This window comes from Allobosea sp. TBD101 (genome assembly GCF_059817965.1).
Window position 1 is genome coordinate 3,218,243 of record NZ_CM187543.1, and the last position, 26,766, is coordinate 3,245,008.

Below are 26,766 nucleotides of genomic sequence, written 5' to 3' on the forward strand. Positions count from 1 at the left end.
GGATGACGGCGCACAGTTCATACGGGCCGTACCCTAAACCTCAATCACCAGCGCATGCACCAGCGGCTTCTTGCCCCACTCCTCATTGACCGCGCTGCGCACGCCGCGCTCCAGCGCGTTGCGCAGGGCCTCGGGATCACGGCGGCGGGCCTTCGGGATATTGTCGAGGAGATCGCCGACCGTATCGGCGACATATTCGTCGAAATCGATGCCGCCGAGCGTGCGCGGCGGCAGGCCGAGCACCGCGATCTCCGGCTCGCCGGCGATGCCGCCCTTGTCGTCGACGGCGACCGCGATCGAAACGATGCCGGCGAAGGACAGGCGGCGGCGCTCCTGAATGGTCTTCTCAAGAGCGTTCACCAGCACGGCACCGTCCTGATAGAGCCGGCCATGCCGGACCTCATCGACCTTGCGGGCGCCCTCTCCCGAGATCGCGACCACGTCGCCATTGCCGGCGCGCAGAACATGCTTCACGCCGAGGCTGCGGGCGAAGGTTTCATGCTCGGCCAGATGCAGGTCCTCGCCATGGGCGGGGATCGCGATCTGCGGCTTCAGCCAACCATAGAGCCGGGCCATCTCCTCGCGGCGGGGGTGACCGGAGACATGGACCAGATGGGTCCGGTCCGTGATGATCTCGATCTTGTCGCGGGCGAGCGCGTTCAGGATGTTGCCGACCGACTTCTCGTTGCCGGGGATGGTGCGCGACGAAAAGATCACGCGGTCGCCGGGCGAGAGCGCGATCTCGGGATGGTCGTCCGAGGCGATGCGCGAGAGCGCGGCGCGCGGCTCGCCCTGGCTGCCGGTGACCAGCGCCACGACCTTGTCGCGCGGCAGATAGCCATAGGCATCGACCGCGCGGAAGCCGGGGATGCCGTCGAGATAGCCGCATTCGCGGGCGACATCGATGACGCGGTCCATGGCGCGGCCGACGACCACGACCTCGCGCTGATCGGCCATCGCCGCCTCGGCGACGGCGCGCAAGCGTGCCACGTTCGACGCGAAGGTGGTGACCGCGACGCGGCCCGGCGCCGAGTGGATCAGCTCTTTCAGCTTGGCGGCGACATCGGCCTCGCTCGGGCTGATGCCGTCGCGCATGACATTGGTCGAGTCGCAGACCAGCGCCAGAACGCCCTCCTCGCCAAGCTCGCGCAGGCGCTTCTCGTCGGTCGGCAGGCCGACCTGCGGCGTCGGATCGATCTTCCAGTCGCCGGTATGGACGACGAGGCCGGCCGGCGTGCGGATGGCGAGCGCGTTCGATTCCGGAATCGAATGCGCCACGGGCACGAACTCGATATCGAAGGGCCCCAGCGTGATCGCTCCGCCCTGCGGCACGACATTGATGTCGACACTCGGCGCGCCTGGCTCGGAAAGGCGGCGCGTCGCGAGCAGGCCGGCGGCGAAGCGCGTGCAGTAGACCGGGGCGCGCAATGAGGGCCAGAGCGCGGCGAGCGCGCCGATATGATCCTCATGGGCGTGGGTGATGATGATGCCGAGAAGGTTCGCCCGTTCCTCAATGATGTAGCGCAGATCGGGCAGGACGATATCGACGCCCGGCACCTCCGGCCCGGCGAAGGACAGGCCGCAATCGACCAGGATCCACTTTCGTCGGCCCTCGGGCCCGAAGCCGTAGAGAGCGGCGTTCATGCCGATCTCGCCGAGGCCGCCGAGGGGAACGAAGACGAGCTGGTCGGAGGAGCGGGTCACTGGCAATCCTGATTCTGGCAATGGCTTGATCTATGCCGCGTGATGGCAACGAGCCCTAGCACGCCAGCGAGATGGCCTCCAGATCGACGGAGGCCGGGCAATAGGCACGGTCAGCCCGGAGGCCCGAAGAAGAGGTCGCCCGCATCGATCACGCGGCGGCCGGTTTCGGTTTCGAGTTCGAGGCGCCCCGACGGGTCGAGACCGATGAAGACGCCGCTGAGCGGCCCCTCGGGCAGGCGGATGGTGATGGTCTCGCCGAGGAAGGCGGCGCGCTCCAACCAGGCGGCGCGGGTCGGGCCGAAGCCACCGGGCTGCGACCAGATGGCGAAGCGCTGGGCGAAGGCATCGCTCAGGCCGGTCAGCATGGCCTCGACATTGGCCTGCGGCGCCACGGCCTTGAGGAAGGTCGCAGGGTACGGCGTGTCCGTGGGGCAGGAGGCGATATTGACGCCGCAGCCGACGATGACATTGAAGCGCCCTGCCCGGCTCTCGCCCTCCAGCAGCAGCCCGGAGGTCTTGGCCCGGTCGAGCAGCAGGTCGTTCGGCCATTTCAGCCTGAGGCCGGATGCGGCCGGACCGAGCAGCTTCGCGGCGGCATCGTGCAGGGCGAGGCCTACGACGAAACCGAGCTGCGGAGCCAAAGCCGGCTCGGACGGATCGGTCAGGAGCAGGCTGGCGTAGAGATTGCCGGGGGGCGAGCCCCATTGCCGGCCATGGCGGCCGCGGCCGGCATTCTGGCTGCGGGCGACGATCCAGAGCTTGCCGGGCTCGCCCTGATCGAGCGCGCGGCGGGCCTCCTCCATGGTGGAGCCGACCTCGTCGCGGACGATCAACCGATAGCCCGCGGCGCGGGCCGCCTCACCGAGCACGCGCCGTCAGCTCAGAACAGCGACTTCGCCGCAGCGGCCGCCGTGTCGAACAGCGGCGCCGGAACCAGCGAGAGCACCAGCACGAAGAGCGCCGAGACCAGCAGCACGGTGCGCACGCCGAGATCCGACTTCTCGAAAGCCGGCTTCGGCTCGTCGAAATACATCACCTTGACGAGACGCAGGTAGTAGTAGGCGCCGACGACGCTGGTCAGCACGCCGATCACCGCGAGCACATAGAGCTTGGCGTTGATCGCGGCCAGGAAGACGTACCACTTGGCCCAGAAGCCGGCGAGCGGCGGGATGCCGGCGAGCGAGAACATCATCATCGCCATCGCGAAGGCCATCCAGCCATTGGTGCGGGACAGGCCGGCGAGCTCCGAGATGTCCTCGACCAGCTTGCCGTCGCGGCGCATCATCAGCACGCAGGCGAAGGCGGCGAGCGTCGTGGCGAGATAGATCGCCATGTAGGTCATCACGCCCTGCACGCCCTCGGCCGTGCCGGCAGCGAGGCCGACCAGCGCATAGCCCATATTGGCGATCGAGGAGTAAGCGAGCAGGCGCTTGATGTTGCGCTGGCCGATCGCGGCGAAGGCGCCAAGGCCCATCGAGGCGATCGAGATGAAGACGATGATCTGGCGCCAGTCATGAATCGCGCCGGGGAAGGCGCCGATGAAGACGCGGATCACCATCGCCATGGCGGCCATCTTGGGCGCCGAGGCGAAGAAGGCCGCGACCGGGGTCGGCGCGCCCTCGTAGACGTCCGGCGTCCACATGTGGAACGGCACCGCCGAGATCTTGAAGGCGACGCCCGCCGCGATGAAGACGATGCCGAAAATCAGGCCGATGCCGGCATGGCCGCCGGCCGTCGCGGCCGCGATGCCCGGGAAGGTGACGGTGCCGGTGAAGCCATAGACCAGCGAGCCGCCATAGAGCAGCATGCCCGACGAGAGCGCGCCGAGCACGAAGTACTTCAGGCCGGCCTCGGTCGACTTGGCGTTGTCGCGGTCGAAGGCTGCGACGACATAGAGCGCCAGCGACTGCAACTCGAGGCCGACATAGAGGCTGATGAGATCGTTGGCCGAGATCATCATCATCATGCCGATCGTCGAGAGCACGACGAGGATCGGGAACTCGAAGCGCATCGTGCCCTGGCGCCGTAGCGTATCGGCCGAGAGCAGGATGGAGGCGCCGGCGCCGAGCAGCGTCAGCACCTTCATGAACCGGGCGAAGCCGTCGACGATGAAGCCATCGTTGAAGGTCAGCATCTTGCCGGTGCCGGAGACGACCATCACCAGCGCGACCGCGAGCAGCACAAGGGCGAGCCCTTCGAGCAGGCGCGTCGAGCGCTCGCCCTGGATCGCGCCGACCAGCACCATGGCGATGGCGCCGATGGCGAGGATGATTTCCGGCAGGGCCGGGCCGAGAGCGGGCAGAGCCATGACGAGACCTTACTGCGCGGCTGCCAGCGCCGTCTTCGCGACGGCGAGGGCTGCCTGATAGTTCTTGATGAGCGCTTCGGTCGGCGCCGCGAAGGCGTCGAGGATCGTGTGCGGCTGGATGCCGTACCAGATCGTCAGCAGGACGAGCGGGACCAGCGTCACGTATTCGCGGACGTTGAGGTCCTTGATGTCCTTCAGCTCGGGCTTGACCAGCTCGCCGAACACGACCCGGCGATAGAGCCAGAGCGCATAGGCCGCCGAGAGGATGACGCCGGAGGTCGCGAAGAACGCCACCCAGGGATTGGCGCGGAAGGCGCCGAGCAGCGTCAGGAACTCGCCGACGAAGCCGGCCGTGCCGGGCAGGCCGACATTAGCCATGGTGAAGACCATGAAGACGACGGCATAGGCCGGCATCCGGTTCACCAAACCGCCATAGGCCGCGATCTCACGGGTATGCATGCGATCATAGATCACGCCGACGCAGAGGAAGAGCGCGCCGGAGACCAGCCCGTGGCTGACCATCTGGAACATCGCGCCCTGGATGCCCTGCGGCGTCAGGGTGAAGAGGCCCATCGTCACGAAGCCCATATGGGCGACCGAGGAATAGGCGATCAGCTTCTTCATGTCCTCCTGCATCAGCGCCACCAGCGAGGTGTAGACGATGGCGACGACCGAGAGGGCGAAGACCAGCGGCGCGAACAGCGCCGAGGCTTCCGGGAACATCGGGATCGAGAAGCGGATGAAGCCGTAACCGCCCATCTTCAGCAGGATCGCGGCCAGCACGACGGAGCCGGCGGTCGGCGCCTCGACGTGCGCGTCGGGCAGCCAGGTATGGACCGGCCACATCGGCATCTTCACCGCGAAGGAGGCGAAGAAGGCGAGCCACAGCCAAGTCTGCATCTGCGACGGGAACTTATGCGCCAGCAGCGTCGGGATGTCGGTCGTGCCGGCGTTCCAGTACATCGCCATCACGGCGAGCAGCATCAGGACCGAGCCGAGCAGCGTGTAGAGGAAGAACTTGTAGGACGCATAGACGCGCCGCTTGCCGCCCCAGATGCCGATGATCAGGAACATCGGGATCAGGCCTGCCTCGAAGAACAGGTAGAACAGCACGAGGTCGAGCGCCGCGAAGACGCCGATCATCAGCGCTTCCAGCACCAGGAACGCGATCATGTATTCGCGCACCCGCTTCTCGACCGAAGTCCAGGAGGCGACGATGCAGAACGGCATCAGGAAGGCCGTCAGCACGATGAAGGGGAAAGAGAAGCCGTCGACGCCGAGCTTGAACTTGATGGCGTCCGAAACCCAGGCGTGGGTCTCGACCATCTGGAAGCCGGGATTGGCGATGTCGAAGCGGTTCCAGGCGACGCAGGCAAGCAGGAAGGTCAGGCCGGTCGTGAACAGCGCGATCCAGCGCGCATTTGAATCGACCGCCGCCTGATCGCCGCGCTGGACGAGAATCAGGACCGCGCCGACCAGCGGCAGGACGAGAAGACCGGTGAGGATACCGAAGCCGAAGAAGGACATCATCTCACCCGCGAGCCACGAGATACCAGGTCACGAGCCCAGCGACGCCGATCAGCATGGCGAAGGCATAGTGATAGAGATAGCCGGTCTGCAGCCGGACCACCCGGTTGGTGACGTCGACCACGCGGGCCGAGACGCCGTCCGGGCCGAAGCCGTCAATGACCAGACCGTCGCCCTTCTTCCAGAGGAAGCGGCCGAGCCATTTCGACGGACGCACGAACAGGAAGTCGTAGAGCTCGTCGAAATACCACTTGTTGAGCAGGAACTGGTAGAGCGCCGGGTTGGCGGCGGCCAGCTTGCCGGGCACGTCCGGGCGGCGGACATACATGTAGTAGGCGAGCACGAAGCCGATCACCATCGCCACGAAGGGCGACCAGACGACCCATTTCGGCACTTCGTGCATGGCGTGCAGGATGTGGTTGTCCTTGCCCATGAACAGGGCCGACTTCCAGAACGTCTCGAAGTCGTGGCCGATGAAGGCTTCCTTGAAGACGAAGCCGGCAGCGACCGCGCCGACCGAGAGCACGGCGAGCGGGATCAGCATCACCCACGGGCTCTCATGCGGCGTGTGGTCGTGACCATGGCCGTGATCGTCATGGCCATGCGCGGCGTGCGCGTGGTCGTCATGGCCGTGACCATGCGAGTCGTGCCCATGCCCCCAGCGCGGCTTGCCCTCGAAGGTCATGAAGTAGAGCCGCCAGGAGTAGAACGAGGTCATGCAGGCCGCGATGACCAGCAGCGGGAAGGCATAGCTCGTCGCAGCGGCGCTATGGGCGGCATAGGCGCTCTCGATGATCGCATCCTTCGAGAAATAGCCGGCGAGGAACGGGAAGCCGGTCAGCGCCAGCGTGCCGATCGTCATGGCGAGCGCGGTCAGCGGGATGTGCTTCCGGAGGCCACCCATGTGGCGCATGTCCTGCTCGTGATGCATCGCATGGATGACCGAGCCGGCGCCCAGGAAGAGCAGCGCCTTGAAGAAGGCGTGGGTGAAGAGGTGGAAGATGCCGGCGCCGTAATTGCCGACGCCGAGCGCGACGAACATGTAGCCGAGCTGCGAGCAGGTCGAATAGGCGATGACGCGCTTGATGTCGTTCTGCACGAGGCCGACCGTCGCCGCGAAGAAGGCGGTGGTGGCGCCGATGACGACGACGACCGTGAGCGCGACCGGTGCGTATTCGAAGACCGGGGACAGGCGCGCCAACATGAAAACGCCGGCGGTGACCATGGTCGCGGCATGGATGAGGGCCGAAACCGGGGTCGGGCCTTCCATCGCGTCTGGCAGCCAGGTGTGCAGCAGGAACTGCGCGGACTTGCCCATGGCGCCCATGAAGAGCAGCAGGCAGGTCAGGGTCAGGGCGTTCCAGTCATAGCCGAGGAAGCGGAAGCTCTGGTTCACCAGTTCGCCGGCGCGCGGGAAGATCGCGTCGAAGCCGACAGAGCCGAACAGCACGAAAACGAGGAAGATGCCGAGCGAGAAGCCGAAATCGCCGACGCGGTTGACGATGAAGGCCTTCATCGCGGCCGCATTGGCCGAGGGCTTCTGATACCAGAAGCCGATGAGGAGATAGGAGGCGAGACCGACGCCTTCCCAGCCGAAGAACATCTGGACGAGGTTGTCCGACGTCACCAGCATCAGCATCGCGAAGGTGAAGAGCGAGAGATAGGCGAAGAAGCGCGGACGGTGCGGGTCCTCGTGCATGTAGCCGATCGAATAGAGGTGCACGAGGCTGGAGACCGTGTTGACCACGACCAGCATCACCGCGGTCAACGTATCGACGCGGAAGGCCCAATCGACCTGCAGCTGTCCCGACGAGATCCAGCTCGCGACCTGCACGCGGGTCGTGCCGGAGCCGAAGCCGACCTGGATGAAAGCGACCCAGGACAGGAGGGCGGAGACGATCAGCAGCGAGGTCGTGACGATCTCGGAGCCGCGTGCGCCGATCAGCCGGCCGAACAGGCCGGCGATCAGGAAGCCGATGAGAGGGAGGAAGACGATCGCGTGATACATGGCAGTGAGGTCCAGGCGCGAGGGCGCGCTCAGCCTTTCATCATGTTGATGTCTTCCACCGCGATCGTGCCGCGGTTGCGGAAGTAGACGACGAGAATGGCGAGGCCGATCGCGGCCTCAGCCGCCGCCACCGTGAGCACGAGCAGCGCGAAGACCTGGCCGACGATGTCGTTCAGGAAGCTCGAGAAGGCGACGAAGTTCAGGTTGACCGAGAGCAGGATGAGCTCGACCGACATCAGGATAACGATGATGTTCTTGCGGTTGACGAAGATGCCGAGCACGCCGAGCGTGAACAGGATGGCACTGACCGCGAGATAATGGCCCAGTCCGATCGTCATCACGCCATCTCCTCGGGAACGCCGGCGCGCGAAGGCACCTGCTTGACCGCCATCGCCGCGTCCTTGGTGCGGGCGTTCTGGGTCGGGACATGCTGGCGCTTGATGCCGGGCCGCTCGCGCAGCGTCAGCACGATCGCGCCGATCATGGCGACGAGCAGCACGAGGCCGGCCGCCTGGAAGTAGTAGACATACTGGGTGTAGAGCACGCGGCCGAGCGCCTCGGTGTTCGAGATGCCCGCCGGGATCGCGGCGACCGGCGCCTTGACGATCTGCGGATCGATGACCCAGGCGCCGACGACCAGCAGGAGCTCGACGGCGAAGATGAAGCCGATCAGCGCGCCGATCGGCAGGTAGTTCAGGAAGCCCTGGCGGAACTCGGCGAAATCGACGTCGAGCATCATCACCACGAAGAGGAAGAGCACCGCGACCGCGCCGACATAGACGACGACCAGCAGCATCGCGAGGAACTCGGCACCGAGCAGCATGAACAGCCCGGCCGCATTGACGAAGGCCAGGATGAGGTAGAGCACCGAGTGCACGGGATTGCGCGAGGTCACCACCATGAAGGCGGATGCCACGGTGATGCCTGCGAAGAGATAGAAGAAAGCCGCTGCGGCATTCATCTCGGTCAGCCCTTCCCGCCCCTTTTCGGCGCGGTCCTCGTTTGGTTCGTGCTCCGGGACTCAAGGACCCCGAGCAATTTGGAGCGTCTATAATCAGGCCCGCCGGGCGGGACAACCGCACGGCGGGTCTGTGAACTCAATTGCACCCTGCAACGTCATCCCGGACAAGCGAAGCGCCGATCCGGGATTCATCGTAAAGCGCGGTTCCCTCCGATGGGTCCCGGATCGGCGCCGCTTCGCGGCTTGTCCGGGATGACGCCGGAGAGGTCAATCAACTACCGATAGGGCGCGTCCATCGCGATGTTGCGCGCGATCTCGCGTTCCCAGCGCGCGCCGTTCGCGAGCAGCTTGTCCTTGTCGTAGAACAGCTCCTCGCGGGTCTCGGTCGCGAACTCGAAATTCGGCCCCTCGACGATGGCATCGACCGGGCAGGCTTCCTGGCAGAAGCCGCAGTAGATGCACTTGGTCATGTCGATGTCGTAACGGGTGGTGCGGCGCGTGCCGTCGTTGCGGCGCGGGCCGGCCTCGATGGTGATGGCCTGCGCCGGGCAGATCGCCTCGCAGAGCTTGCACGCGATGCAACGCTCCTCGCCGTTCGGGTAGCGGCGCAGCGCGTGCTCGCCACGGAAGCGCGGCGAGAGCTGGCCCTTCTCGAACGGGTAATTCAGCGTCGCCTTCGGCTTGAAGAAATAGCGCATCGACAGGCCGATAGCCCCGACGAACTCCTTCAGCAGCAGGCCCCTTGCGGCTTGCGCGAGTGACATCGCCTTCGTCCTTTACATCCTCAGCCGAACACCGTTCGGCCGATCACGAAACCCAGGATCGGCATCAAGCCGATCGTCATCACCACCAGCACCGCCCGCAGGATGCGGATACGGCGCTCATAGTCAGCCTTCTCGGCCTCGGTCGTCGAGCGATCCGTGCGCCGGAGCGCCCCGATCACCACCGCCGACATCAGCCGGTATTCCAGCAGGCCGAGCCCGAAGCCGATCAGGGCACCGAGCGGGCCGGCCCAACTCATCCCGCCACCGGCCCCCAGCCCGTCAGCTGCAGCACCAGCGCCACGATCACCACGCAAGCGAGCGAGAGCGGCAGGAAGACCTTCCAGCCCAGGCGCATCAATTGGTCGTAGCGGTAGCGCGGCACGAAGGCCTTCACCAGCGCGAACATGAAGAACACGAAGCAGACCTTGAGCGCGAACCAGAACACGCCGGGCAGCCAGGTGAAGGGCGGCAGTGCGACCGGGGGAGCCCAGCCGCCAAGGAAGAGGATCGTGGTCAGCGAGCACATGGTCATGATCGCCACGTATTCGCCGAGCATGAACAGCAGGTACGGGGTCGAGGAATACTCGACCATGAAGCCCGCCACGAGCTCCGACTCGGCTTCAGCCAGATCGAAGGGCGGCCGGTTCGTCTCGGCCAGCGCCGAGATGAAGAAGACCACGAACATCGGGAAGAGCGGGATGAAGTACCAATTCAGGATCGAGAGCCACGGCACGCCCAGCGCATGCGCCAGACCCCTGTTCTGCTGCGCCTCGACCACCGCCGAGAGGTTCAGCGAGCCGACGCAGAGCAGGACGGTGATGATCACGAAGCCGATCGAGACCTCGTAGGAGACCATCTGCGCCGCCGAGCGCAGCGCGCTCATGAACGGGTATTTCGAGTTCGAGGCCCAGCCGGCCATGATGATGCCGTAGACGCCGAGCGAGGAGATCGCGAGGATGTAGAGCACGCCGACATTGATGTCGGCGATCGCCCAGCCTTCCGCCACCGGGATCACCGCCCAGGCGCCGAGCGCCAGCAGGCAGGAGATGAACGGCGCCAGCAGGAAGATGCCCTTGTTGGCGCCGGACGGGATGATCGGCTCCTTGAGCGCGAACTTGATCAGGTCCGCGAAGCTCTGGAACAGGCCCCAGGGTCCGACCACGTTCGGGCCGCGGCGAAGCTGCACCGCCGCCCAGACCTTGCGGTCGGCGAGCAGGATATAGGCGATGAAGACCAGGAGGCAGACCAGCAGCAGCAGGCTCTTGCCGAGGATGATCGCGATATCGAGGACGAGGTCCCAGTTCATGGCCGCTTACTCCGCCGCCTGCTGATGCCGGCCGGAGGCCAGCGCCGAGCATTCCGCCATGACGGCGGAGGCACGCGCGATCGGGTTGGTCTGATAGAAATCGGCGACGACGGGCGCGAAGCCCGCCTTGTCGGTCTTGCCGCCGAGGCCGGCGAGCTTGCCGATCTCCGAGGCGTCGTTGACTGGGAGGCCGTCGAGCGCCGCGAAATGCGGATGCGCCTCATAGAGCGCCTTGCGCAGGCCGGAGAGCGAGTCGAAGGGCAGCGTCTTGCCCAGCGTCGCGGACAGCGCACGCAGGATCGCCCAGTCCTCGCGGGCATCGCCCGGCGGGAAGGTGGCGCGGTCGCCCATCTGCACACGGCCTTCCGTGTTCACATAGGTGCCGGACTTCTCGGTATAGGCCGCGCCCGGCAGGATGACGTCGGCGCGGTGCGCGCCCTTGTCGCCATGCGTGCCCTGATAGACGACGAAAGCACCGTCCGGCACCTCGATCTCGTCGGCGCCGAGCAGGAAGAGCACATCGAGCGCGCCCGGCTTGACCATGGCAGCCGCATCGAGACCACCCTCACCCGGCACGAAGCCGAGATCGAGCGCGCCGACGCGGGCAGCGGCGGTGTGGATCACGCCGAAGCCGTTCCAGCCCTCGGTGATCGCACCGAGCGCCTGCGCCGCCTTGGCGGCGAGCGAAAGCACGGCCTCGCCGTCAGTGCGGACGAGAGCGCCCTGCCCGACCAGCACCATCGGCTTGCCGCCGGCAGCGGCGGCCGACTTCACGACCTCGGCCAGCGTCTCCGGGCCGGCGCCGAGATAGTCGCAAGCGTAGGTCAGGTCGGCCTTCTCGCCGATGACGGAAACCTTGAAGTCGCCGCGCAGCCAGCGCTTGCGGATGCGGGCGTTCAGGATCGGCGCCTCGCGGCGCGGGTTCGAGCCGATGATCAGCAGCGAGGTCGCATCCTCGATGCCGGCGATGCCGGCGTTGAGGACGTAAGATGCGCGGCCGAATTTCGGATGCAGCTTCGTGCCGTCCTGACGGGCGTCGAGATTGGCGGAGCCGAGCGAGGCGATCAGGCTCTTCAGCGCAAACATGTCCTCGACAGCGGCGAGATCGCCGGCGATGGCGCCGATCTTCTCAGGCGACGTCGCCTTCACCTTGCCGGCAATGGCGGCGAAAGCCTCGTTCCAGCTCGCGGGACGCAGGCGGCCGTTCTCGCGGATATAGGGCCGGTCGAGACGCTGGGTCTTGAGGCCGTCGGCGACATGGCGGGTCTTGTCGGAGATCCACTCCTCGTTCACCGCCTCGTTGAGGCGGGGCAGGATGCGCATCACTTCCTTGCCGCGCGAGTCGACGCGGATGGCCGAGCCGACCGCGTCCATCACGTCGACGCTCTCGGTCTTGGAGAGCTCCCAGGGCCGGGCCTTGTTCTGGTAGGGCTTCGAGGTCAGCGCGCCGACCGGGCAGAGATCGACGACGTTGCTCTGGAGCTCCGACGACATCGCCTGCTCGAGATAGGTCGTGATCTCCATGTCCTCGCCGCGGCCGATGGCGCCGAGATCGGAGGCGCCGGCAACCTCGGTGGTGAAGCGGACGCAGCGCGTGCACTGGATGCAGCGCGTCATCGTCGTCTTGACCAGCGGGCCGATATACTTGTCCTCGACCGCGCGCTTGTTCTCGGCATAGCGCGAGGTGTCCGCGCCATAGGCCATCGCCTGGTCCTGCAGGTCGCACTCGCCGCCCTGGTCGCAGATCGGGCAATCCAGCGGGTGGTTGATGAGCAGGAACTCCATCACCCCTTCGCGGGCCTTCTTGACCATCGGAGACTTGGTCAGGACGACCGGCGGCTCGCCGTTCGGGCCGGGGCGCAGATCGCGCACGCCGATGGCGCAGGAGGCCTGCGGCTTCGGCGGACCACCCTTCACCTCGACGAGGCACATGCGGCAGTTGCCGGCGATCGAGAGGCGCTCGTGGAAGCAGAAGCGCGGCACCTCGACGCCCGCGGCCTCGCAGGCCTGGAGCACGGTGTACTCGGCGGGAACGTCGACCTCGACGCCGTCGATGAGGAGTTTCGTCATGGTCTCACTCCGCCGCCATCAGGCGCACAGGCTCGCTGTGCGGGTTGGCGGCATAGTCGTCGATGCGCTGCTCGATCTCGTGACGGAAATGCGCGATCAGGCCCTGGATCGGCCAGGCTGCGGCATCACCGAGCGCGCAGATCGTGTGGCCCTCGATCTGCTTGGTGACGTCGAGCAGCATGTCGATCTCGCGCTTCTGGGCACGGCCTTCGGCCATGCGTTCCATGACGCGCCACATCCAGCCCGTGCCTTCGCGGCAGGGCGTGCACTGGCCGCAGCTCTCGTGCTTATAGAAATGGCTGATGCGGGCGATGGCGCGGACGATGTCGGTCGACTTGTCCATCACGATCACCGCCGCCGTGCCGAGGCCGGAGCGCAACTTCGAAAGCGAGTCGAAATCCATCGGTGTGTCGATGATCTGCTCGGCCGGGACCATGCGCACCGACGAACCTCCGGGGATGACCGCCTTGAGATTGTCCCAACCGCCGCGGATGCCGCCGCAATGCTTGTCGATCAGCTCGCGGAAGGTCAGGCCCATCGCCTCTTCGACGTTGCAGGGCTTGTTCACATGGCCCGAGACGCAGAAGAGCTTGGTGCCGACATTATTCGGCGTGCCGATCGAGGAGAACCAGCTCGCGCCGCGGCGCAGGATGGTCGGGGCGACCGCGATCGACTCGACGTTGTTCACCGTGGTCGGGCAGCCATAGAGGCCCATATTGGCCGGGAATGGCGGCTTCAGCCGCGGCATGCCCTTCTTGCCCTCGAGGCTCTCCAGCAGCGCCGTCTCTTCGCCGCAGATATAGGCGCCGGCGCCGTGATGCACATAGAGATCAAAGGGATAGCCGTGGACGTTGTCCTTGCCGATGAGCTTGGCCGCATAGGCCTCGTCAACCGCGCGCTGCAGCGCCTCGCGCTCCCGGACATACTCGCCGCGGATATAGATATAGGCGGCATGCGCGCCCATGGCGAAGGAGGCGATCAGGCAGCCCTCGACCAGCGTATGCGGGTCGTTGCGCATGATCTCGCGATCCTTGCAGGTGCCCGGCTCCGACTCGTCGGCATTGACGACGAGATAATGCGGGCGCCCGTCGCTCTGCTTGGGCATGAACGACCATTTCAGCCCGGTCGGGAAGCCTGCGCCACCACGGCCGCGCAGGCCGGACTTCTTCATCTCGTCGATGATCCAGTCCCGGCCCTGCTCCAGGATGAACTTGGTGCCATCCCAGGCGCCGCGCTGGATCGCACCCTTCAGGGTACGGTCATGCAGGCCGTAGAGATTGGTGAAGATGCGATCGCGATCTGCGAGCATGTCCTAGTGCCTCACTCTGCCGGCTTGTCGCCAAGCTTCGACTCCGGGCGCCAACCCGTCGCGAGCTTCTTCGACTGAGCAATCCAGTCGTCACGCTCCGCCCGGCCCTTGAAGCCGGTCAGCCGCGCATCGACCCAGGCGAGCTCCGCCGGTGTCCATTTGGCGATCTGGTCGTAGTGCCAGACCCCCATCTCATTGAGCATCTTGCCGAGCTTCGGCCCGACGCCCCAGATCAGTTCGAGATCGTCGCCCTTGCCGCCGCGCGCGGCGGCCAGCAGCTCGGGCTTGCTCTCGTCGACCGCAGGCAGTTTATCCGCTGCCGCGGGCTTGGCAGCCTCGGCGACATCCTTCTTCTCGACCTTGCCCTTGGCGGCCGGCGTATCGCTCGCGGCGCTGGACGGCTGGGCGGGAGCAGAGGGCTTCGGACGGCTGGCGGCAGCGGTCTCGCTCGCAGGCTTCTCGGCAACGGCTGCCGGGGTTGCCTCGGCCTTCTTCGCCTCGGCTTCAGCAGCCTTCTTGGCTTCCGCCTCGGCAGCGGCCTTCGCAGCCGCGGCTTCGGCCGCGGCCTTGCGCTGCTCGACGATGCGCTTCTGCCAGTCGCCGGCGCCGATCATCGAGCCGTCATAGAGCGCCTTGTCGGTCAGCGTCTGCGGACCGCCTTCCGGCTCGGAGCCGGTGCGGCCGTTCTGCGGGCCGGGCTTGGTCGCACGACCGTTGCGGAGATCATCGAGGAGCTGGCGGAAATTCGCCGGCGTCAGGTCCTCGTAATAGTCGACATTGATCTGCGCCATCGGGGCGTTGCAGCAGGCGCCCAAGCACTCGACTTCGAGCCAGGAGAGCTTGCCGTCGGCGGTCACGGTCGATTGCGGGCCGATGACGTCTTCGCAGACCTTCTTCAGCGCTTCGGCGCCGCGCAGCGCGCAGGGCGTCGTGCCGCAGAGCTGGACGAAGAACTCGCCAACCGGCTGCAGGTTGAACATGGTGTAGAAGGTCGCGACCTCCAGCACCCGCATCGGCGCCATGCCGAGGCGCTTCGCGACGGTCTCGATCACCGCGCGCGAGACCCAGCCCTCCTGCTCCTGTGCCTTCCACAGAAGCGGAATGACGGCGGACGCCTGGCGGCCTTCCGGATACTTGGCGATCTGCTGGACGATCCAGTTCTCGTTCGCCGCGGTGAAGGCGAAGGAGGCGGGCTGGACCGGATCAGGGGCGAGACGACGGACGGACATCAGCGGTCAACTTCACCAAAGACGATATCGAGGGAGCCGAGGATCGCGGAGACGTCGGCGAGCATGTGCTTGCGGCACATGAAATCCATGGCCTGGAGATGGGCGAAGCCCGGGGCCTTGATCTTGCAGCGATAGGGCTTGTTGGTGCCGTCGGAGACCAGATAGACGCCGAACTCGCCCTTCGGCGCCTCGACCGCAGCATAGACCTCGCCGGCCGGGACCTTGTAGCCCTCGGTATAGAGCTTGAAGTGATGGATCAGCGCTTCCATCGAGCGCTTCATCTCACCGCGCTTGGGGGGCACCATCTTGCCGTCGAGCGAGGAGACCGGGCCGCCGCCATCGGGCGCCAGCAGCTTGTCGCAGCACTGCTTCATGATGCGCACCGACTGGCGCATCTCTTCCATGCGGATGTGGTAGCGGTCGAAGCAGTCGCCGTTCTTGCCGACGGGGATGTCGAATTCCATCTCCTCGTAGCACTCGTAGGGCTGCGACTTGCGCAGGTCCCAGGGCGCGCCGGAGCCGCGCACCATCACGCCCGAGAAGCCCCATTTCCAGCAGGTTTCGAGATCGACCACGCCGATATCGACGTTGCGCTGCTTGAAGATGCGGTTGTCGCTGAGCAGCCCTTCGAGGTCGTCACAGACCTTGAGGAACGGATCGCACCACTCGGCGATGTCATGGATCAGCGAGACCGGGATATCCTGGTGAACGCCGCCGGGCCGGACATAGGCCGCATGCATGCGCGCGCCGCAGGCCCGCTCGTAGAAGATCATCAGCTTCTCGCGCTCCTCGAAGCCCCAGAGCGGAGGCGTGAGGGCGCCGACGTCCATCGCCTGCGTGGTGACGTTCAAGAGATGTGAGAGGATGCGGCCGATCTCGGAATAGAGCACGCGAATGAGCTGGCCGCGGCGCGGCACGGTCACGCCGACGAGGCGCTCGACCGCGAGCGCATAGGCATGCTCCTGGTTCATCGGCGCGACATAGTCGAGCCGGTCGAAATAGGGCACGGCCTGGAGATAGGTCTTGGCCTCGATCAGCTTCTCGGTGCCGCGATGCAGCAGGCCGATATGCGGATCGACGCGCTCGACGATCTCGCCGTCAAGCTCCAGCACGAGGCGCAGCACGCCGTGCGCGGCCGGGTGCTGCGGGCCGAAGTTGATCGAGAAATTGCGGATATTGTGCTCGGTCATGCTCAGCCCGCCTGTTTCGCGGCGAATTCGGCGATCACCTGCGCGCCGGTCTTGCGGCTTCGCTCACCGGCGAAGGCGTAGAGGGCAGGCTTCTCGTCGATGAAGATCTCTTCGGCGAAGGTGAAGGACGATTGGTCGTCGAAGCTCTGGAAGGCCACAGCGACATGGCCGTCACCGCCCTCGCGCAAGCGCCAGAAGAGGCTCGTGCCGCAGGTCTTGCAGAAGACGCGTTCGGCCCAGTCGGAGGACGGGTAGACGCCGAGCGCCTGTTCGTCAGCGACCGACACCCCGGTGCAGGGAACGGCCATGAAGACGCCGCCGCTCCATTTCCGGCACATGCCGCAATGGCAGACGTCCATCTCGGCCTTCTCCGGCAGAGCGGTGAAACGCACCGCGCCGCAGAGGCAGCCGCCGGACAGGGTTTGCTGGCCGGATGCCATCACGCCCCCTTCGCCTTCTCGTCGCCCGGCAGCACGTAATCCGTGCCTTCCCAGGGCGAAAGGAAATCGAAGTTGCGGAATTCCTGGTTGAGCTTCACCGGCTCGTAGACGACGCGCTTCTGCTCGTCGTCGTAGCGAACCTCGACGAAGCCGGTCAGCGGGAAGTCCTTGCGCAGCGGATAACCCTCGAAGCCGTAATCGGTGAGGATGCGGCGCAGGTCCGGATGGCCGGAGAACAGGATGCCGTAGAAATCATAGGCCTCGCGCTCGAACCAGTTCGCCGCCGGGAAGACCTCGATGACGGAGGGAACGGGCGTCGCCTCGTCGGTCTGGACCTTCACGCGAATGCGGCGGTTATGGTGCGGCGCCAGCAGGTGGTAGACGACGTCGAAGCGCTTCTCGCGGCCGGGATAGTCGGCGCCGGCGATATCGGTGAAGTTCACGAAGCGGAAGCGCGGGTCGCTGTACAGCGTGCGCAGGACCTCGACGATCGAGGCCGCCTCGGCATGAACCGTCAGCTCCTCGAAGGCGACGACGGCCTCCGTCACCGCGCCGGGCAGCGCGGCCTTGATCTCTTCGCCGAGTTGTACGAGCGCTTCGCTCATCGTCTCACCTTCATCGCCTGCAGCATCGACCGAAAGAGCGCTCAGCGCTCGATCGTACCGGTGCGGCGGATCTTCTTCTGCAGCAGCAGGACGCCGTAGAGCAGCGCCTCGGCCGTCGGCGGGCAGCCCGGGACATAGATGTCGATCGGGACGATGCGGTCGCAGCCGCGAACCACCGAGTAGCTGTAGTGGTAATAGCCGCCGCCATTGGCGCAGGAGCCCATCGAGATGACGTAGCGCGGCTCCGGCATCTGGTCGTAGACCTTGCGGAGCGCCGGAGCCATCTTGTTGGTCAGCGTGCCCGCGACGATCATCACGTCGGACTGGCGCGGTGAGGCGCGCGGGGCGAAGCCGAAGCGCTCAACGTCGTAGCGCGGCATCGAGAGCTGCATCATCTCGACGGCGCAGCAGGCCAGGCCGAAGGTCATCCACATCAGCGAGCCCGTGCGAGCCCAGTTGATCAGGTCGTCGGTCGTGGTGACGAGGAAGCCCTTGTCGGCGAGTTCGTTGTTTATCTCGACGAAGAACGGATCACGCGCTCCCAACGGCTTGCCGTCGGGACCGAGCAAACCCCTCGGCGCCTGCGCGACGAGCGGATCACCACGATCGATCGCTGTGACTGCCATGACCTAATCCTCGTGAACCTTTGACTGCCGGATCGAATGCGGAGCGCCGCCTCGCAACCCGACAATCAGTCCCACTCCAGCGCGCCCTTGCGCCACTCGTAGATGAAACCCACGGTGAGCACGCCGAGAAAGACCATCATCGACCAGAAACCATACCAGCCGAGCCCGCCGAAGGCGACGGCCCAGGGGAACAGGAACGCGACCTCGAGATCGAAGATGATGAAGAGAATCGCGACCAGATAGAACCGGACGTCGAACTTCATGCGGGCGTCGTCGAAGGCGTTGAAGCCGCATTCATAGGCCGAGAGCTTTTCCGCATCCGGCTTGGAATAGGCGATCGCGAAGGGCGCGATCAGCAGGGCCAGGCCGATCACCGCCGAGACGCCGATGAACAGCACCAGCGGCAGGTAGTCGCTCAGAATGGATGGCACCGTGGCAGCTTGCATGGTCGAACTCATTTCAGGCGGCCGTGGCGCGGCTCGCTGTCCCAGTCGCTTAGACCCTCGATTAGAATGAAGCAAGACTCCGCCGCGCCGCACAATCGCCGCATCCGGGTTGAACCCGGCGCAGAATACGGCAAAATCCGGCCACGTCTCGCCGCAGCCCTGCCATGCATCGGTGAAAAATCGACAAAACCGCCTGCTTTCGGCATGCGGCAGCGGCAGCAATCCGTTCACCGTGCCGAATCGTTGCCGGCTGCGCGAGCGCTTTATCCCGAAAGGCCTTCGATGTTTCGTGATCCCCGCCCCGCTCGTCTGCCATCCATTTGCGGGCGCCCGGCCGCGCTATGAGCCCGGCCTGCCTTTCGCGCGTGCTGGCCATGCCGGCGCTCGCCCTGCTGCTCTCGACGACCGCGATCTGCGCCCAGGAGGGAGAGCCGATGCGCGCGCCCCTGCCGCCACAGCGCCCGTTCGATCTCGACCTCGAGGGCACGCCGAAGCTGCCACCGATCATCGTTCCGCCGCCGACGCCGCGTGCCTCGGCTCCCGATACTCCTGTGCCCGCCCCCTCCGAGGCAACGCCCCCAGCGGCGCCGGCTCAGGAAACCCCACCCACCGAAGCCACGCCGCCCAACCCCGGCGAGCCGGATGACGACGAAGGCGTCGAGTGGCCGAAGCTGACGCCCGGCCAGAAGGCCGGCGCCGAGCCCGATTTCGATCCGAACGAAAAGCCGGAGCGGCCGGGCATCTCGACCGATCCCGGCACCTCGATCACCTGCCTGCCGCAGGAACTGAAGGAGATCCTCGGCAAGATCGCCGACAAATACGGGGCGGTGAAGGTGACCTCGACCTGGCGCCCACCCTGGCGCGCCCGGCGCGGCTCCTATCACAAGGGCTGCCAGGCGATGGATTTCCGCGTCCCCGGCGTCAGGCCGCGGCTGGTGCTGGAATGGGTGCGCGCCCTGCCCGAGGTCGGCGGCAACCATGTCTACTGGAACGGGCTGATCCATATCGATACCGGGCCGCGCCGGCCCTGGTGAGCGCGGCGGGGTCTGAACCTCTGTCGCGGCAGCTCATTCCTCTTGCGCAGGACCACGGCGTCATCCCGGGCTTGACCCGGGATCCATGCCGGAGCGCTTCCGATAAAGGTTCGGGCATGGATCCCGGTTCTCCGCTTCGCTGCGTCCGGGATGACCCGCGCCTTTCGTTAGCGCCTGCCTTCAGAACACCCTCTTGCGCCTCAAAAAACAGGCTTGACTGTTTGTAAGTGGAGTCGCACCGTTTCCCCATCATTAAGGGAAACGAGATCGGGATGAGCAGCACCGGCAAGCGGCGATCGCAGAAGGAGCGCAGCGCGGAGACCTCCGCGCGGCTGATGAACGCGACCATCGACCTGCTGCACGATCAGGGGCTTGCCCGCACCACCACGCCCGAGATCGCCCGACTTGCGGGGGTCTCGAGGGGCGCGCTGACCCATCACTTCGCCGGGCGCGAGGCGATCATCAGCGCCTCTATCGCCGACCTGCTGGGCAAGGCGGCGCGCGGCCTGCACCGTTTCGCCGAGGATTTCATGGCGCGCGGCGGCTCCAGCGACGAGATCGTCGACTACGCCTGGCAGATGATGGACGACCGGCTGTTCTATGTGACGATGGAATACCTGCCGGAAGCGCGCCACAACCCGGCCTTCCGTGCCGATCTCATCCCCACGGTCAAGGAATTCCATGCCGGGCTCGATGCGGTCTGGACCGCGCTCGCCGCCCGCGCCGGCACCGACCCGGACCATACCCGCACCGTGATGAACGCGACGATGTGCCTGGTCCGCGGCATGATCAGCCAGACCGTGCTGCGGCCGAACGATCCGGCCTATTACGAAGGCCTGCTCAGTTTCTGGAAGCAGCAGGTCAGGCAGCATTTCCCGATGAAACCAGCGGCCGCCCTCGCCGGCCGGCGCAAGACGGCGACGGCATGACGGCAGCACTGACCATCCAGGGGCTGAAGCTTGGCTTCTACGGCGTCCAGGTGCTGCGCGGCGTCGATTTCGCGGTACCGCAAGGCTCCTTCACCGGGTTGATCGGGCCTAACGGCGCCGGCAAGTCGACCCTGTTCAACGCGGTCTCCGGGCTTTATCGGCCGCAAGCCGGCTCCGTCAGGCTCGGTACGACCGAGACGGCCGGGATGCCGCCGGAGAAGCTCGTCGCGGCAGGGCTGGTGCGCTCCTTCCAGCTCGCGCGCGGCTTTCCCAAGCTCAGCGTCTTCCAGCACCTGATGCTCTATGGCGCCGACCAGCCGGGCGAGGGCCTGCTGGCTGGGCTGATCGGCACGGGCGGAGCCAAGCGGCGCGAGGCGGAATTGTCCGAGCGCGCCTTCGGCATCGCCCGAAGGCTGAAGCTCGACCATGTGCTCGACAATCCCGTCACCGCGCTCTCCGGCGGCCAGAAGAAACTGGTCGAGATCGGTCGCGCCCTGATGGCCGAGCCGAAGCTGCTGCTGCTCGACGAGCCGATGGCCGGCGTCAATCCAAGCCTGACCGAACAGATCGCCGAGCATCTCGTTGGGCTCAACCGCGACGGGCTGACGATCTGCCTGATCGAACACGATATGGGGCTGATCAAGAAGCTCTGCGCGCCCGTCATCGTCATGGCCGAGGGCAAGACGCTGACGCAAGGGTCGTTCGACGAGGTCGCCGCCGACACCCGCGTGCAGGAAGCCTATCTCGGGAGGCGTCATTGAGCGCGGCACAGGGTGAGTTGCTCACCGTCGACGGCGTCGTCGCCGGTTATGGCGCAGCCGAGCAGATCCTGAAGGGCACCTCGCTCAGGGTCGCGCCGGGCGAGATCGTCTCGATCATCGGCCCGAACGGTGCCGGCAAGTCGACGCTGCTCAAGACCATCGCGGGCTTGGTCCAAGCGCGCGACGGTACGATCAAGCTGAAGGGCGGCGACGTCACCCGCGAGAACGCGCTCGGCCGGGCAAAGGCCGGCATCGGCTTCGTGCCGCAGGAGCGCAACGTCTTCGGCGCGATGACGGTCGCCGAAAATCTTGAGATCAGCGGCTTCCAGGAGCCCGGCAAGGTCGGCGCACGCGCTGAAGAGATGTATGCGCGCTATCCGATGCTCGCCGAGAAGCGCAAGGCGCTCGCACGCACGCTCTCGGGCGGCCAGCGCCAGATCCTCGCCATGGCGATGGGGCTGATGAACGCCCCTGCCCTGCTCCTGCTCGACGAGCCGACGGCCGGTCTCTCGCCCAAGGCTGCCGATGAATTGTTCGACGCCATCGTCGCGCTCAACAAGGGCGGCCTGCCGATCCTGATGGTCGAGCAGCACGCGCTCGAAGCGCTGCAGATCTCGACGCGTGGCTATGTGCTGGTCTCCGGCCGCAACAGCCGCGAGGGCGCCGGACCTGCGCTCGCCACCGATCCTGAAATCCGCCGCCTCTTCCTCGGCGGCTAGGACGACGCCGAAACGACAGCAAACCAACAAGACAACAGGGGAACATCATGACCGCGTTCACGACCGACCGCCGCACGCTTCTGGCAGGTGCCGCCGCGCTTGCCGGCCTCTCCGCCCTGCCCGGCCGCGCGCTCGCCCAGGGCGCCCCGATCAAGATCGGCACGCTGACGCCTCTCACCGGTGCCGGCGGCCCCTATGGCCCGGTCATGGTCAAGGCGGTCAAGGCCGTGATCGACGAGGTCAATGCCGCCGGCGGCGTGCTCGGCCGGAAGGTCGAGCTGATCTCGGAAGACGACCAGACCAATCCTGAGGCCGGCGTACGCGCCGCCCGCAAGCTGATCGACGTCGACAAGGTCTCCGCCATCCTCGGCACCTGGGCCTCCTCGGTCACCACCGCCGTCGCGCCGCTCTGCTGGGAATCGAAGACCTTCCTTGCGACCGTCTCCGGCGCCGATTCGATCACGCAGCTCCCGCATCAGGGCTACCTGATCCGCACCCAGCCGAACACGACCCTGCAGGGCCGCAAGTTCGGCGAGTTCTGCATCGCCGAGAAGGCCAAGCGCGTCTTCTTCCTCTCGCCGCAGACGCCTTTCGCCAAGAGCCAGTTCGACAACATCACCGAGGCCGTGAAGAAGGCCGGCGGCGAGACCGGCTCGCTGATCTATGACGACAAGAAGCCGGCCTATCGCAGCGAGATCGACGAGGTTCTGCGCTTCAAGCCCGACGCGATCATCTTCGGCGGCTACACCCCCGATACCGCCGTCATGCTCAAGGACGCCTATCGCGCCGGCTATGGCGGGCTGAAGGTCGCCTTCGGCTACGCGGTCAACCAGAAGCTGGTCGAGAGCGTGCCGGCCGAGGTCGTCGACAAGACCTTCACCATCGCGCCGTCGCCGGCCGAAGGCTCGAAGGCCTATGCGCGGCTGGTCAAGATGATCGGCGTCGCCTCGCCCGATCCCTACACCACCCAGGTCTACGACCAGATCAACCTGATCCTGATGGCGATCGCCATGGCCGGCGACAGCTCCGGCACCGCGATCAAGGATGCGGTCCGCAAGATCAGCCAGGCGCCGGGCGGCGCCAAGGTCGACAATGCCATCGACGGGCTCAAGGCGATCGCCGCCAAGCAGCCGGTCGATTATGACGGCGCCAGCGGCCCCTGCGACTTCACCGAGACCGGCGACATCGCCGATTGCCAGTTCCGCTACGAGCAGGTCCAGGGCGGCAAGCTGGCGCTGGTGAAGATCGCGTGAGCCAGCTCCTGCAGGCGCTCGTCAACGGGGTGATGACCGGGACGCTGATCGCCGTCCCGGCCATCGGCTTCTCCGCCATCTTCGCGGTTCTGCGCTATCCGAACTTCGCCATCGCGGCCTATGCCACCATCGGCGCCTTCGCAGCCTGGTGGGCGAATGTCGCGATGGAGTTGCCGATACCGGCTGCACTCCTTGTCGCCTTCGCGGTGACCGGATTCGTCGGCGTCGTTGCGGAAGAGACCTCGCTGAAGCGCCTGCGCAACAACGGCGCGCTGATCGTGGCCATCGCCTCGATCGCGCTCAATCTCGTGCTGGAAAACATCGTCCGCTTCATCTTCGGCAACGAGATGCGCGGCTACGACCTGCCGATCGCGCGTGACATGCGCTTCGGTGACCTGCGCATCGGCCCGCAGCAGCTCCAGAGCCTGCTGCTCGCCATCGTGATCATGGCGGCGATGTTCCTGTTCCTGCGCTATACCCGCTTCGGCAAGGCGATGCGCGCCGTCGCCGACAATCCCGACCTCGCCCGGCTCAAGGGCATCGACCCCGCCAGGATCGCAATCGTCACGCTCTTCCTCGGCGCAGGGCTGACCGGTGTCGGCGGCGTGCTGATCGGTCTGGACACCTCGATCGATCCGCTGACCGGCTACCGCGTGCTGCTCTCGGTCTTCGCCGCCGCCGTTCTCGGCGGGCTCGGCTCGATTCCCGGCGCGGTCGCAGGCGCGCTGATGCTCGGTATCGCCGAGGAGCTCGCACTGCTCGTCGTGCCCGCGACCTATCGCACCGGCGTCGGCTTCGTCGCGATCCTGCTGATGCTCACCTTCCGCCCACGCGGCCTCCTCGGGGAAAGGGCCGCCTGATGCTGTCCTATCTGATCTTCACCCTGACGCTCTGCGCGATCTATGGCCTGCTCGCGCTGAGCCTGAACCTGATCTGGGGCAGCGCCGGCCTCGTCAATCTCGGCCTCGCAGGCTTCTTCGCCGTCGGCGCCTATGCCTCGGCCTTGGCGACAGGGGCTGGCGCGCCCGTGCTGATCGGCTGGGGGGCTGCGCTCCTCGTCGGCGCCGCGGTCGGCCTCGTCGTCACCTTCGCGACATTGCGCCTGCGCGACGACTATCTTGCCATCGTCACGCTCGGCTTCGCCGAGGTCATCCGGCTCGTCGCGCTGAACGAGCGCTGGCTGACCAACGGCTCGGACGGCATTTCCGGGATCAAGGCGCCGCTCAAGGCCGAGCTTGGCACGCAGAACTTCGCCTGGTTCTATCTCGGCCTCGCAACGCTGGTGCTGCTGATCGTCTGGGCGCTGCTGCGCCGGCTCGACGCTTCCCCCTATGGCCGGGCGCTCAAGGCGATCCGCGAGGACCAGCAGCTTGCGGCCTTCGCGGGCAAGCCGGTGCTGCGCTTCAAGCTCCAGGCCTTCGCGCTCTCGGCCGCGATCGCGGCGCTGGCGGGGGCGCTCTACGCGCATTTCCAGTCCTATGTCTCGCCCGACCATTTCCAGCCGCTGATCACGATCTACATCTTCCTCGCCGTCACGGCCGGCGGCGTCGGACGGCCGAGCGGAGCCGTGCTCGGCGCCTATCTCGTCGTGATCTTCCTGGAGGCGACGCGCTTCGTCACCGAATGGGTGCCGGGCCTGCAACCGGTGCAGCTCGCCGCGACGCGCGAGATGCTGATCGGCATCGCCCTCATCCTCGTCCTGCATCTCAAGCCGCAGGGCATCCTGCCCGAGCGCATTCCGAAGGCGCCGGTTCCTCCGACCGCCGCTTAAACCGAAGGCCTGCCCATGTCCGACGATCTCGCCACCCTCTCCGCCCTCATCAGGGAGCCCGGCCAGCCCGACACGGTGTTCAAGGCCTTCGAGGACATCACCCGCCGCCTCGTCGGCCATGAATTGTTCACGCTGCTCTATGTCGACGGGCAGGAGGTCGCGCGCATCTATTCCAACCGCCCGACCGAGTACCCGATCTCCGGCCGCAAGACGATGGGCCCGACGCCCTGGGGCAAGCATGTGCTGGACGGCCGCCAGCCCTATCTCGGCAAGGACAAGGCCGGCATCCGCTGGGCCTTCTTCGACCATGAATTGATCGAGAGCATGGGGCTGGGCTCAGTGATCAACATCCCCGCGATCTATGACGGCAAGGTCGTCGGCACGATCAACCTGCTCGCGCCCGAACACCATTACCGCGAGGAGCATGTTGCGCCGGTCGAGAAGCTGGCGCCGCTGCTGGTGCCGGCCTTCCTCGCCGCGCGTGCCGCCAACAAGGCCGCCTGATCCCGTTTCCCCGACGCATCCCGACCGAAGGAACATGCCAGTGGCTTCCACCCTGTTTACCAATGCCCGCATCGTCGACGGCTCGGCGCCCGAGGCCGGCGCGCCCGTCAGCGTCCTCGTCGAGGGCGGCACCATCCGCGAGGTCGGCAAGTCCGTGACCTCGGCCAAGGCCAAGGTCGTCGATCTCAAGGGCAAGACGCTGATGCCCGGCCTGATCGACGCCCATGTCCATGTCGTGGCCGGCGTCGCCGATCTCGGCGCGAATGCCCGCCTGCCGGATTCGCTGGTCACCGCCCGCTCCTTCGGGATCATGCGGGCGATGCTGATGCGCGGCTTCACCACGGTGCGCGATGTCGGCGGCGCCGATTTCGGCCTGAAGCAGGCGACGGAAGAAGGCGATTTCCCGACGCCGCGCCTCGTCATCTCCGGCAAGGCGCTGAGCCAGACCGGCGGCCATGCCGATTTCCGCGGCCGCTACGACGACCGCCCGAGCGTGATCGAGCGCCATCGGCTTGGCGCCCTCGGCCGTATCTGCGACGGCGTCGACCAGGTGCGCCGCGCCGCGCGCGAGGAGCTGAAGGGCGGCGCCGATTTCATCAAGATCATGGCCAATGGCGGCTGCGCCTCGCCGACCGACCCGATCCACTTCCTCGGCTTCTCGGTGAGCGAGCTGGAGGCCGTGGTCGAGGAAGCCCGGATGGCCGGCACCTATGTCTCGGCCCATGTCTATACTGACGACGCCATTCGCCGCTGCGTCGAGGCCGGCGTGCATTCGCTGGAACATTGCAACCTGATCAAGGCCGAGACGGCGAAGCTCGCTGCTTCGAAGGGCGCCGTCGCGGTGCCGACGCTGGTGACCTATGACAAGCTCGTCTCGGACGGACCGAAGCTCGGCTTCCCGCCGGATTCCGTCGCGAAGGTCGATGTCGTGCGCTCGGCCGGCATGGAATCGCTCGCCATCATGAAGAAGGCCGGCCTGACCATGGCCTATGGCAGCGACCTGCTCGGCGAGATGCACAAGTACCAGTCGGAAGAGTTCGTGATCCGCGGCCGGGCCCTGCCCGCGCATGAGGTCATCGCCTCGGCGACCCATGTCGCGGCGAAGCTCCTGAAGATGGAAGGCCTGATCGGCACGGTCTCGGCCGGCGCCCATGCCGACCTGATCGTCGTCGATGGCGATCCGCTGAAAGACCTCTCGCTCTTGACCCGCCAGGGCCGGCACATCCCGCTGATCATGAAGGGCGGCGCCTTCATGAAGCGCGCCAGCCTGAACTGACCCTTCGGAGCCGGCGAGGACACCCT

General features: G+C 66.3%; 27 protein-coding genes. 9 read left to right on the forward strand and 18 right to left on the reverse strand.

What is annotated here, in order from left to right:
- Nucleotides 1-33: 33 nt before the first annotated feature.
- The 18 genes from AC6RIC_RS15760 to AC6RIC_RS15845 all read right to left on the reverse strand — a co-directional run bounded on the left by AC6RIC_RS15760 (nucleotide 34) and on the right by AC6RIC_RS15845 (nucleotide 18,493).
- The gene (locus AC6RIC_RS15760) at nucleotides 34-1,704 is read right to left on the reverse strand and encodes a ribonuclease J (RefSeq protein ID WP_499733031.1); all 1,671 of its coding nucleotides are present in this window, start codon (nucleotides 1,702-1,704) and stop codon (nucleotides 34-36) included.
- 110 nt (nucleotides 1,705-1,814) lie between these two features.
- Nucleotides 1,815-2,573, reverse strand: a complete 759-nt coding sequence (locus tag AC6RIC_RS15765) for a biotin--[acetyl-CoA-carboxylase] ligase (protein WP_499733032.1) — start codon at nucleotides 2,571-2,573, stop codon at nucleotides 1,815-1,817.
- An 11-nt stretch (nucleotides 2,574-2,584) separates the two neighbouring features.
- Nucleotides 2,585-4,012 (reverse strand): NADH-quinone oxidoreductase subunit NuoN, encoded by a 1,428-nt coding sequence (gene nuoN / locus AC6RIC_RS15770; protein WP_499733033.1) that lies wholly within the window; start codon nucleotides 4,010-4,012, stop codon nucleotides 2,585-2,587.
- 9 nt (nucleotides 4,013-4,021) lie between these two features.
- On the reverse strand, nucleotides 4,022-5,542 hold the full coding sequence (locus AC6RIC_RS15775) for an NADH-quinone oxidoreductase subunit M (RefSeq protein WP_499733034.1): 1,521 nt from the start codon (nucleotides 5,540-5,542) through the stop codon (nucleotides 4,022-4,024).
- Nucleotide 5,543: 1 nt separating this feature from the next.
- A complete protein-coding gene (gene nuoL, locus AC6RIC_RS15780) occupies nucleotides 5,544-7,547 on the reverse strand; it encodes an NADH-quinone oxidoreductase subunit L (protein WP_454657149.1) in 2,004 nt (667 codons plus the stop codon).
- Nucleotides 7,548-7,576: 29 nt separating this feature from the next.
- Entirely contained in the window at nucleotides 7,577-7,885 is a 309-nt protein-coding gene (gene nuoK, locus AC6RIC_RS15785) for an NADH-quinone oxidoreductase subunit NuoK (RefSeq protein WP_336812933.1), read from the reverse strand.
- A complete protein-coding gene (locus AC6RIC_RS15790; RefSeq protein WP_454657150.1) occupies nucleotides 7,885-8,508 on the reverse strand; it encodes an NADH-quinone oxidoreductase subunit J in 624 nt (207 codons plus the stop codon). The genes nuoK and AC6RIC_RS15790 overlap by 1 nt, the downstream gene beginning before the upstream one ends.
- A gap of 275 nt (nucleotides 8,509-8,783) precedes the next feature.
- A complete protein-coding gene (gene nuoI / locus AC6RIC_RS15795; protein ID WP_038367698.1) occupies nucleotides 8,784-9,272 on the reverse strand; it encodes an NADH-quinone oxidoreductase subunit NuoI in 489 nt (162 codons plus the stop codon).
- A 20-nt stretch (nucleotides 9,273-9,292) separates the two neighbouring features.
- Nucleotides 9,293-9,529: a hypothetical protein gene (locus AC6RIC_RS15800; protein ID WP_499733035.1), complete on the reverse strand. Its 237-nt coding sequence runs from the start codon at nucleotides 9,527-9,529 to the stop codon at nucleotides 9,293-9,295.
- On the reverse strand, nucleotides 9,526-10,578 hold the full coding sequence (nuoH, locus tag AC6RIC_RS15805; RefSeq protein WP_454032797.1) for an NADH-quinone oxidoreductase subunit NuoH: 1,053 nt from the start codon (nucleotides 10,576-10,578) through the stop codon (nucleotides 9,526-9,528). Before nuoH ends, AC6RIC_RS15800 begins: the two co-directional genes overlap by 4 nt.
- A 6-nt stretch (nucleotides 10,579-10,584) precedes the next feature.
- The gene (nuoG, locus tag AC6RIC_RS15810) at nucleotides 10,585-12,648 is read right to left on the reverse strand and encodes an NADH-quinone oxidoreductase subunit NuoG (protein WP_499733036.1); all 2,064 of its coding nucleotides are present in this window, start codon (nucleotides 12,646-12,648) and stop codon (nucleotides 10,585-10,587) included.
- A gap of 4 nt (nucleotides 12,649-12,652) precedes the next feature.
- On the reverse strand, nucleotides 12,653-13,957 hold the full coding sequence (gene nuoF / locus AC6RIC_RS15815; protein ID WP_499733037.1) for an NADH-quinone oxidoreductase subunit NuoF: 1,305 nt from the start codon (nucleotides 13,955-13,957) through the stop codon (nucleotides 12,653-12,655).
- Nucleotides 13,958-13,968: 11 nt separating this feature from the next.
- Nucleotides 13,969-15,186, reverse strand: coding sequence for an NADH-quinone oxidoreductase subunit NuoE (gene nuoE, locus AC6RIC_RS15820; RefSeq protein ID WP_499733038.1), 1,218 nt, complete (start codon nucleotides 15,184-15,186; stop codon nucleotides 13,969-13,971).
- Nucleotides 15,186-16,376, reverse strand: a complete 1,191-nt coding sequence (locus AC6RIC_RS15825; protein WP_199092713.1) for an NADH-quinone oxidoreductase subunit D — start codon at nucleotides 16,374-16,376, stop codon at nucleotides 15,186-15,188. The genes nuoE and AC6RIC_RS15825 overlap by 1 nt, the downstream gene beginning before the upstream one ends.
- A gap of 2 nt (nucleotides 16,377-16,378) precedes the next feature.
- Nucleotides 16,379-16,816 carry a GFA family protein gene (locus AC6RIC_RS15830; protein ID WP_499733039.1) on the reverse strand — a complete coding sequence of 146 codons (438 nt, stop codon included), beginning with the start codon at nucleotides 16,814-16,816 and terminating at the stop codon, nucleotides 16,379-16,381.
- Nucleotides 16,816-17,421, reverse strand: a complete 606-nt coding sequence (locus AC6RIC_RS15835) for an NADH-quinone oxidoreductase subunit C (protein ID WP_499733040.1) — start codon at nucleotides 17,419-17,421, stop codon at nucleotides 16,816-16,818. Before AC6RIC_RS15835 ends, AC6RIC_RS15830 begins: the two co-directional genes overlap by 1 nt.
- A gap of 41 nt (nucleotides 17,422-17,462) precedes the next feature.
- Entirely contained in the window at nucleotides 17,463-18,047 is a 585-nt protein-coding gene (locus AC6RIC_RS15840) for a NuoB/complex I 20 kDa subunit family protein (protein WP_454657157.1), read from the reverse strand.
- A gap of 65 nt (nucleotides 18,048-18,112) precedes the next feature.
- Nucleotides 18,113-18,493: an NADH-quinone oxidoreductase subunit A gene (locus AC6RIC_RS15845; protein ID WP_374678812.1), complete on the reverse strand. Its 381-nt coding sequence runs from the start codon at nucleotides 18,491-18,493 to the stop codon at nucleotides 18,113-18,115.
- Nucleotides 18,494-18,834: 341 nt separating this feature from the next.
- On the opposite strand from AC6RIC_RS15845, the gene AC6RIC_RS15850 reads away from it, so the two are divergent.
- From AC6RIC_RS15850 to AC6RIC_RS15890, 9 genes are all read left to right on the forward strand, one after another.
- Complete coding sequence (locus AC6RIC_RS15850) at nucleotides 18,835-19,527, forward strand: YcbK family protein (RefSeq protein ID WP_454657159.1); 693 nt, start codon at nucleotides 18,835-18,837, stop codon at nucleotides 19,525-19,527.
- Between the two features lie 272 nt (nucleotides 19,528-19,799).
- On the forward strand, nucleotides 19,800-20,456 hold the full coding sequence (locus tag AC6RIC_RS15855) for a TetR/AcrR family transcriptional regulator (protein ID WP_454657160.1): 657 nt from the start codon (nucleotides 19,800-19,802) through the stop codon (nucleotides 20,454-20,456).
- On the forward strand, nucleotides 20,453-21,217 hold the full coding sequence (locus AC6RIC_RS15860) for an ABC transporter ATP-binding protein (RefSeq protein WP_499733041.1): 765 nt from the start codon (nucleotides 20,453-20,455) through the stop codon (nucleotides 21,215-21,217). Before AC6RIC_RS15855 ends, AC6RIC_RS15860 begins: the two co-directional genes overlap by 4 nt.
- A complete protein-coding gene (locus AC6RIC_RS15865) occupies nucleotides 21,214-21,936 on the forward strand; it encodes an ABC transporter ATP-binding protein (protein WP_499733042.1) in 723 nt (240 codons plus the stop codon). Before AC6RIC_RS15860 ends, AC6RIC_RS15865 begins: the two co-directional genes overlap by 4 nt.
- A 47-nt stretch (nucleotides 21,937-21,983) precedes the next feature.
- A complete protein-coding gene (locus tag AC6RIC_RS15870) occupies nucleotides 21,984-23,189 on the forward strand; it encodes an ABC transporter substrate-binding protein (RefSeq protein ID WP_454657163.1) in 1,206 nt (401 codons plus the stop codon).
- Nucleotides 23,186-24,049, forward strand: coding sequence for a branched-chain amino acid ABC transporter permease (locus AC6RIC_RS15875; protein WP_499733043.1), 864 nt, complete (start codon nucleotides 23,186-23,188; stop codon nucleotides 24,047-24,049). The genes AC6RIC_RS15870 and AC6RIC_RS15875 overlap by 4 nt, the downstream gene beginning before the upstream one ends.
- A complete protein-coding gene (locus AC6RIC_RS15880; protein WP_499733044.1) occupies nucleotides 24,049-24,960 on the forward strand; it encodes a branched-chain amino acid ABC transporter permease in 912 nt (303 codons plus the stop codon). Before AC6RIC_RS15875 ends, AC6RIC_RS15880 begins: the two co-directional genes overlap by 1 nt.
- Before the next feature lie 15 nt (nucleotides 24,961-24,975).
- Nucleotides 24,976-25,464 (forward strand): GAF domain-containing protein, encoded by a 489-nt coding sequence (locus AC6RIC_RS15885; RefSeq protein WP_499733045.1) that lies wholly within the window; start codon nucleotides 24,976-24,978, stop codon nucleotides 25,462-25,464.
- Between the two features lie 40 nt (nucleotides 25,465-25,504).
- The gene (locus tag AC6RIC_RS15890; protein ID WP_499733046.1) at nucleotides 25,505-26,740 is read left to right on the forward strand and encodes a metal-dependent hydrolase family protein; all 1,236 of its coding nucleotides are present in this window, start codon (nucleotides 25,505-25,507) and stop codon (nucleotides 26,738-26,740) included.
- The last annotated feature ends 26 nt before the right edge of the window (nucleotides 26,741-26,766 follow it).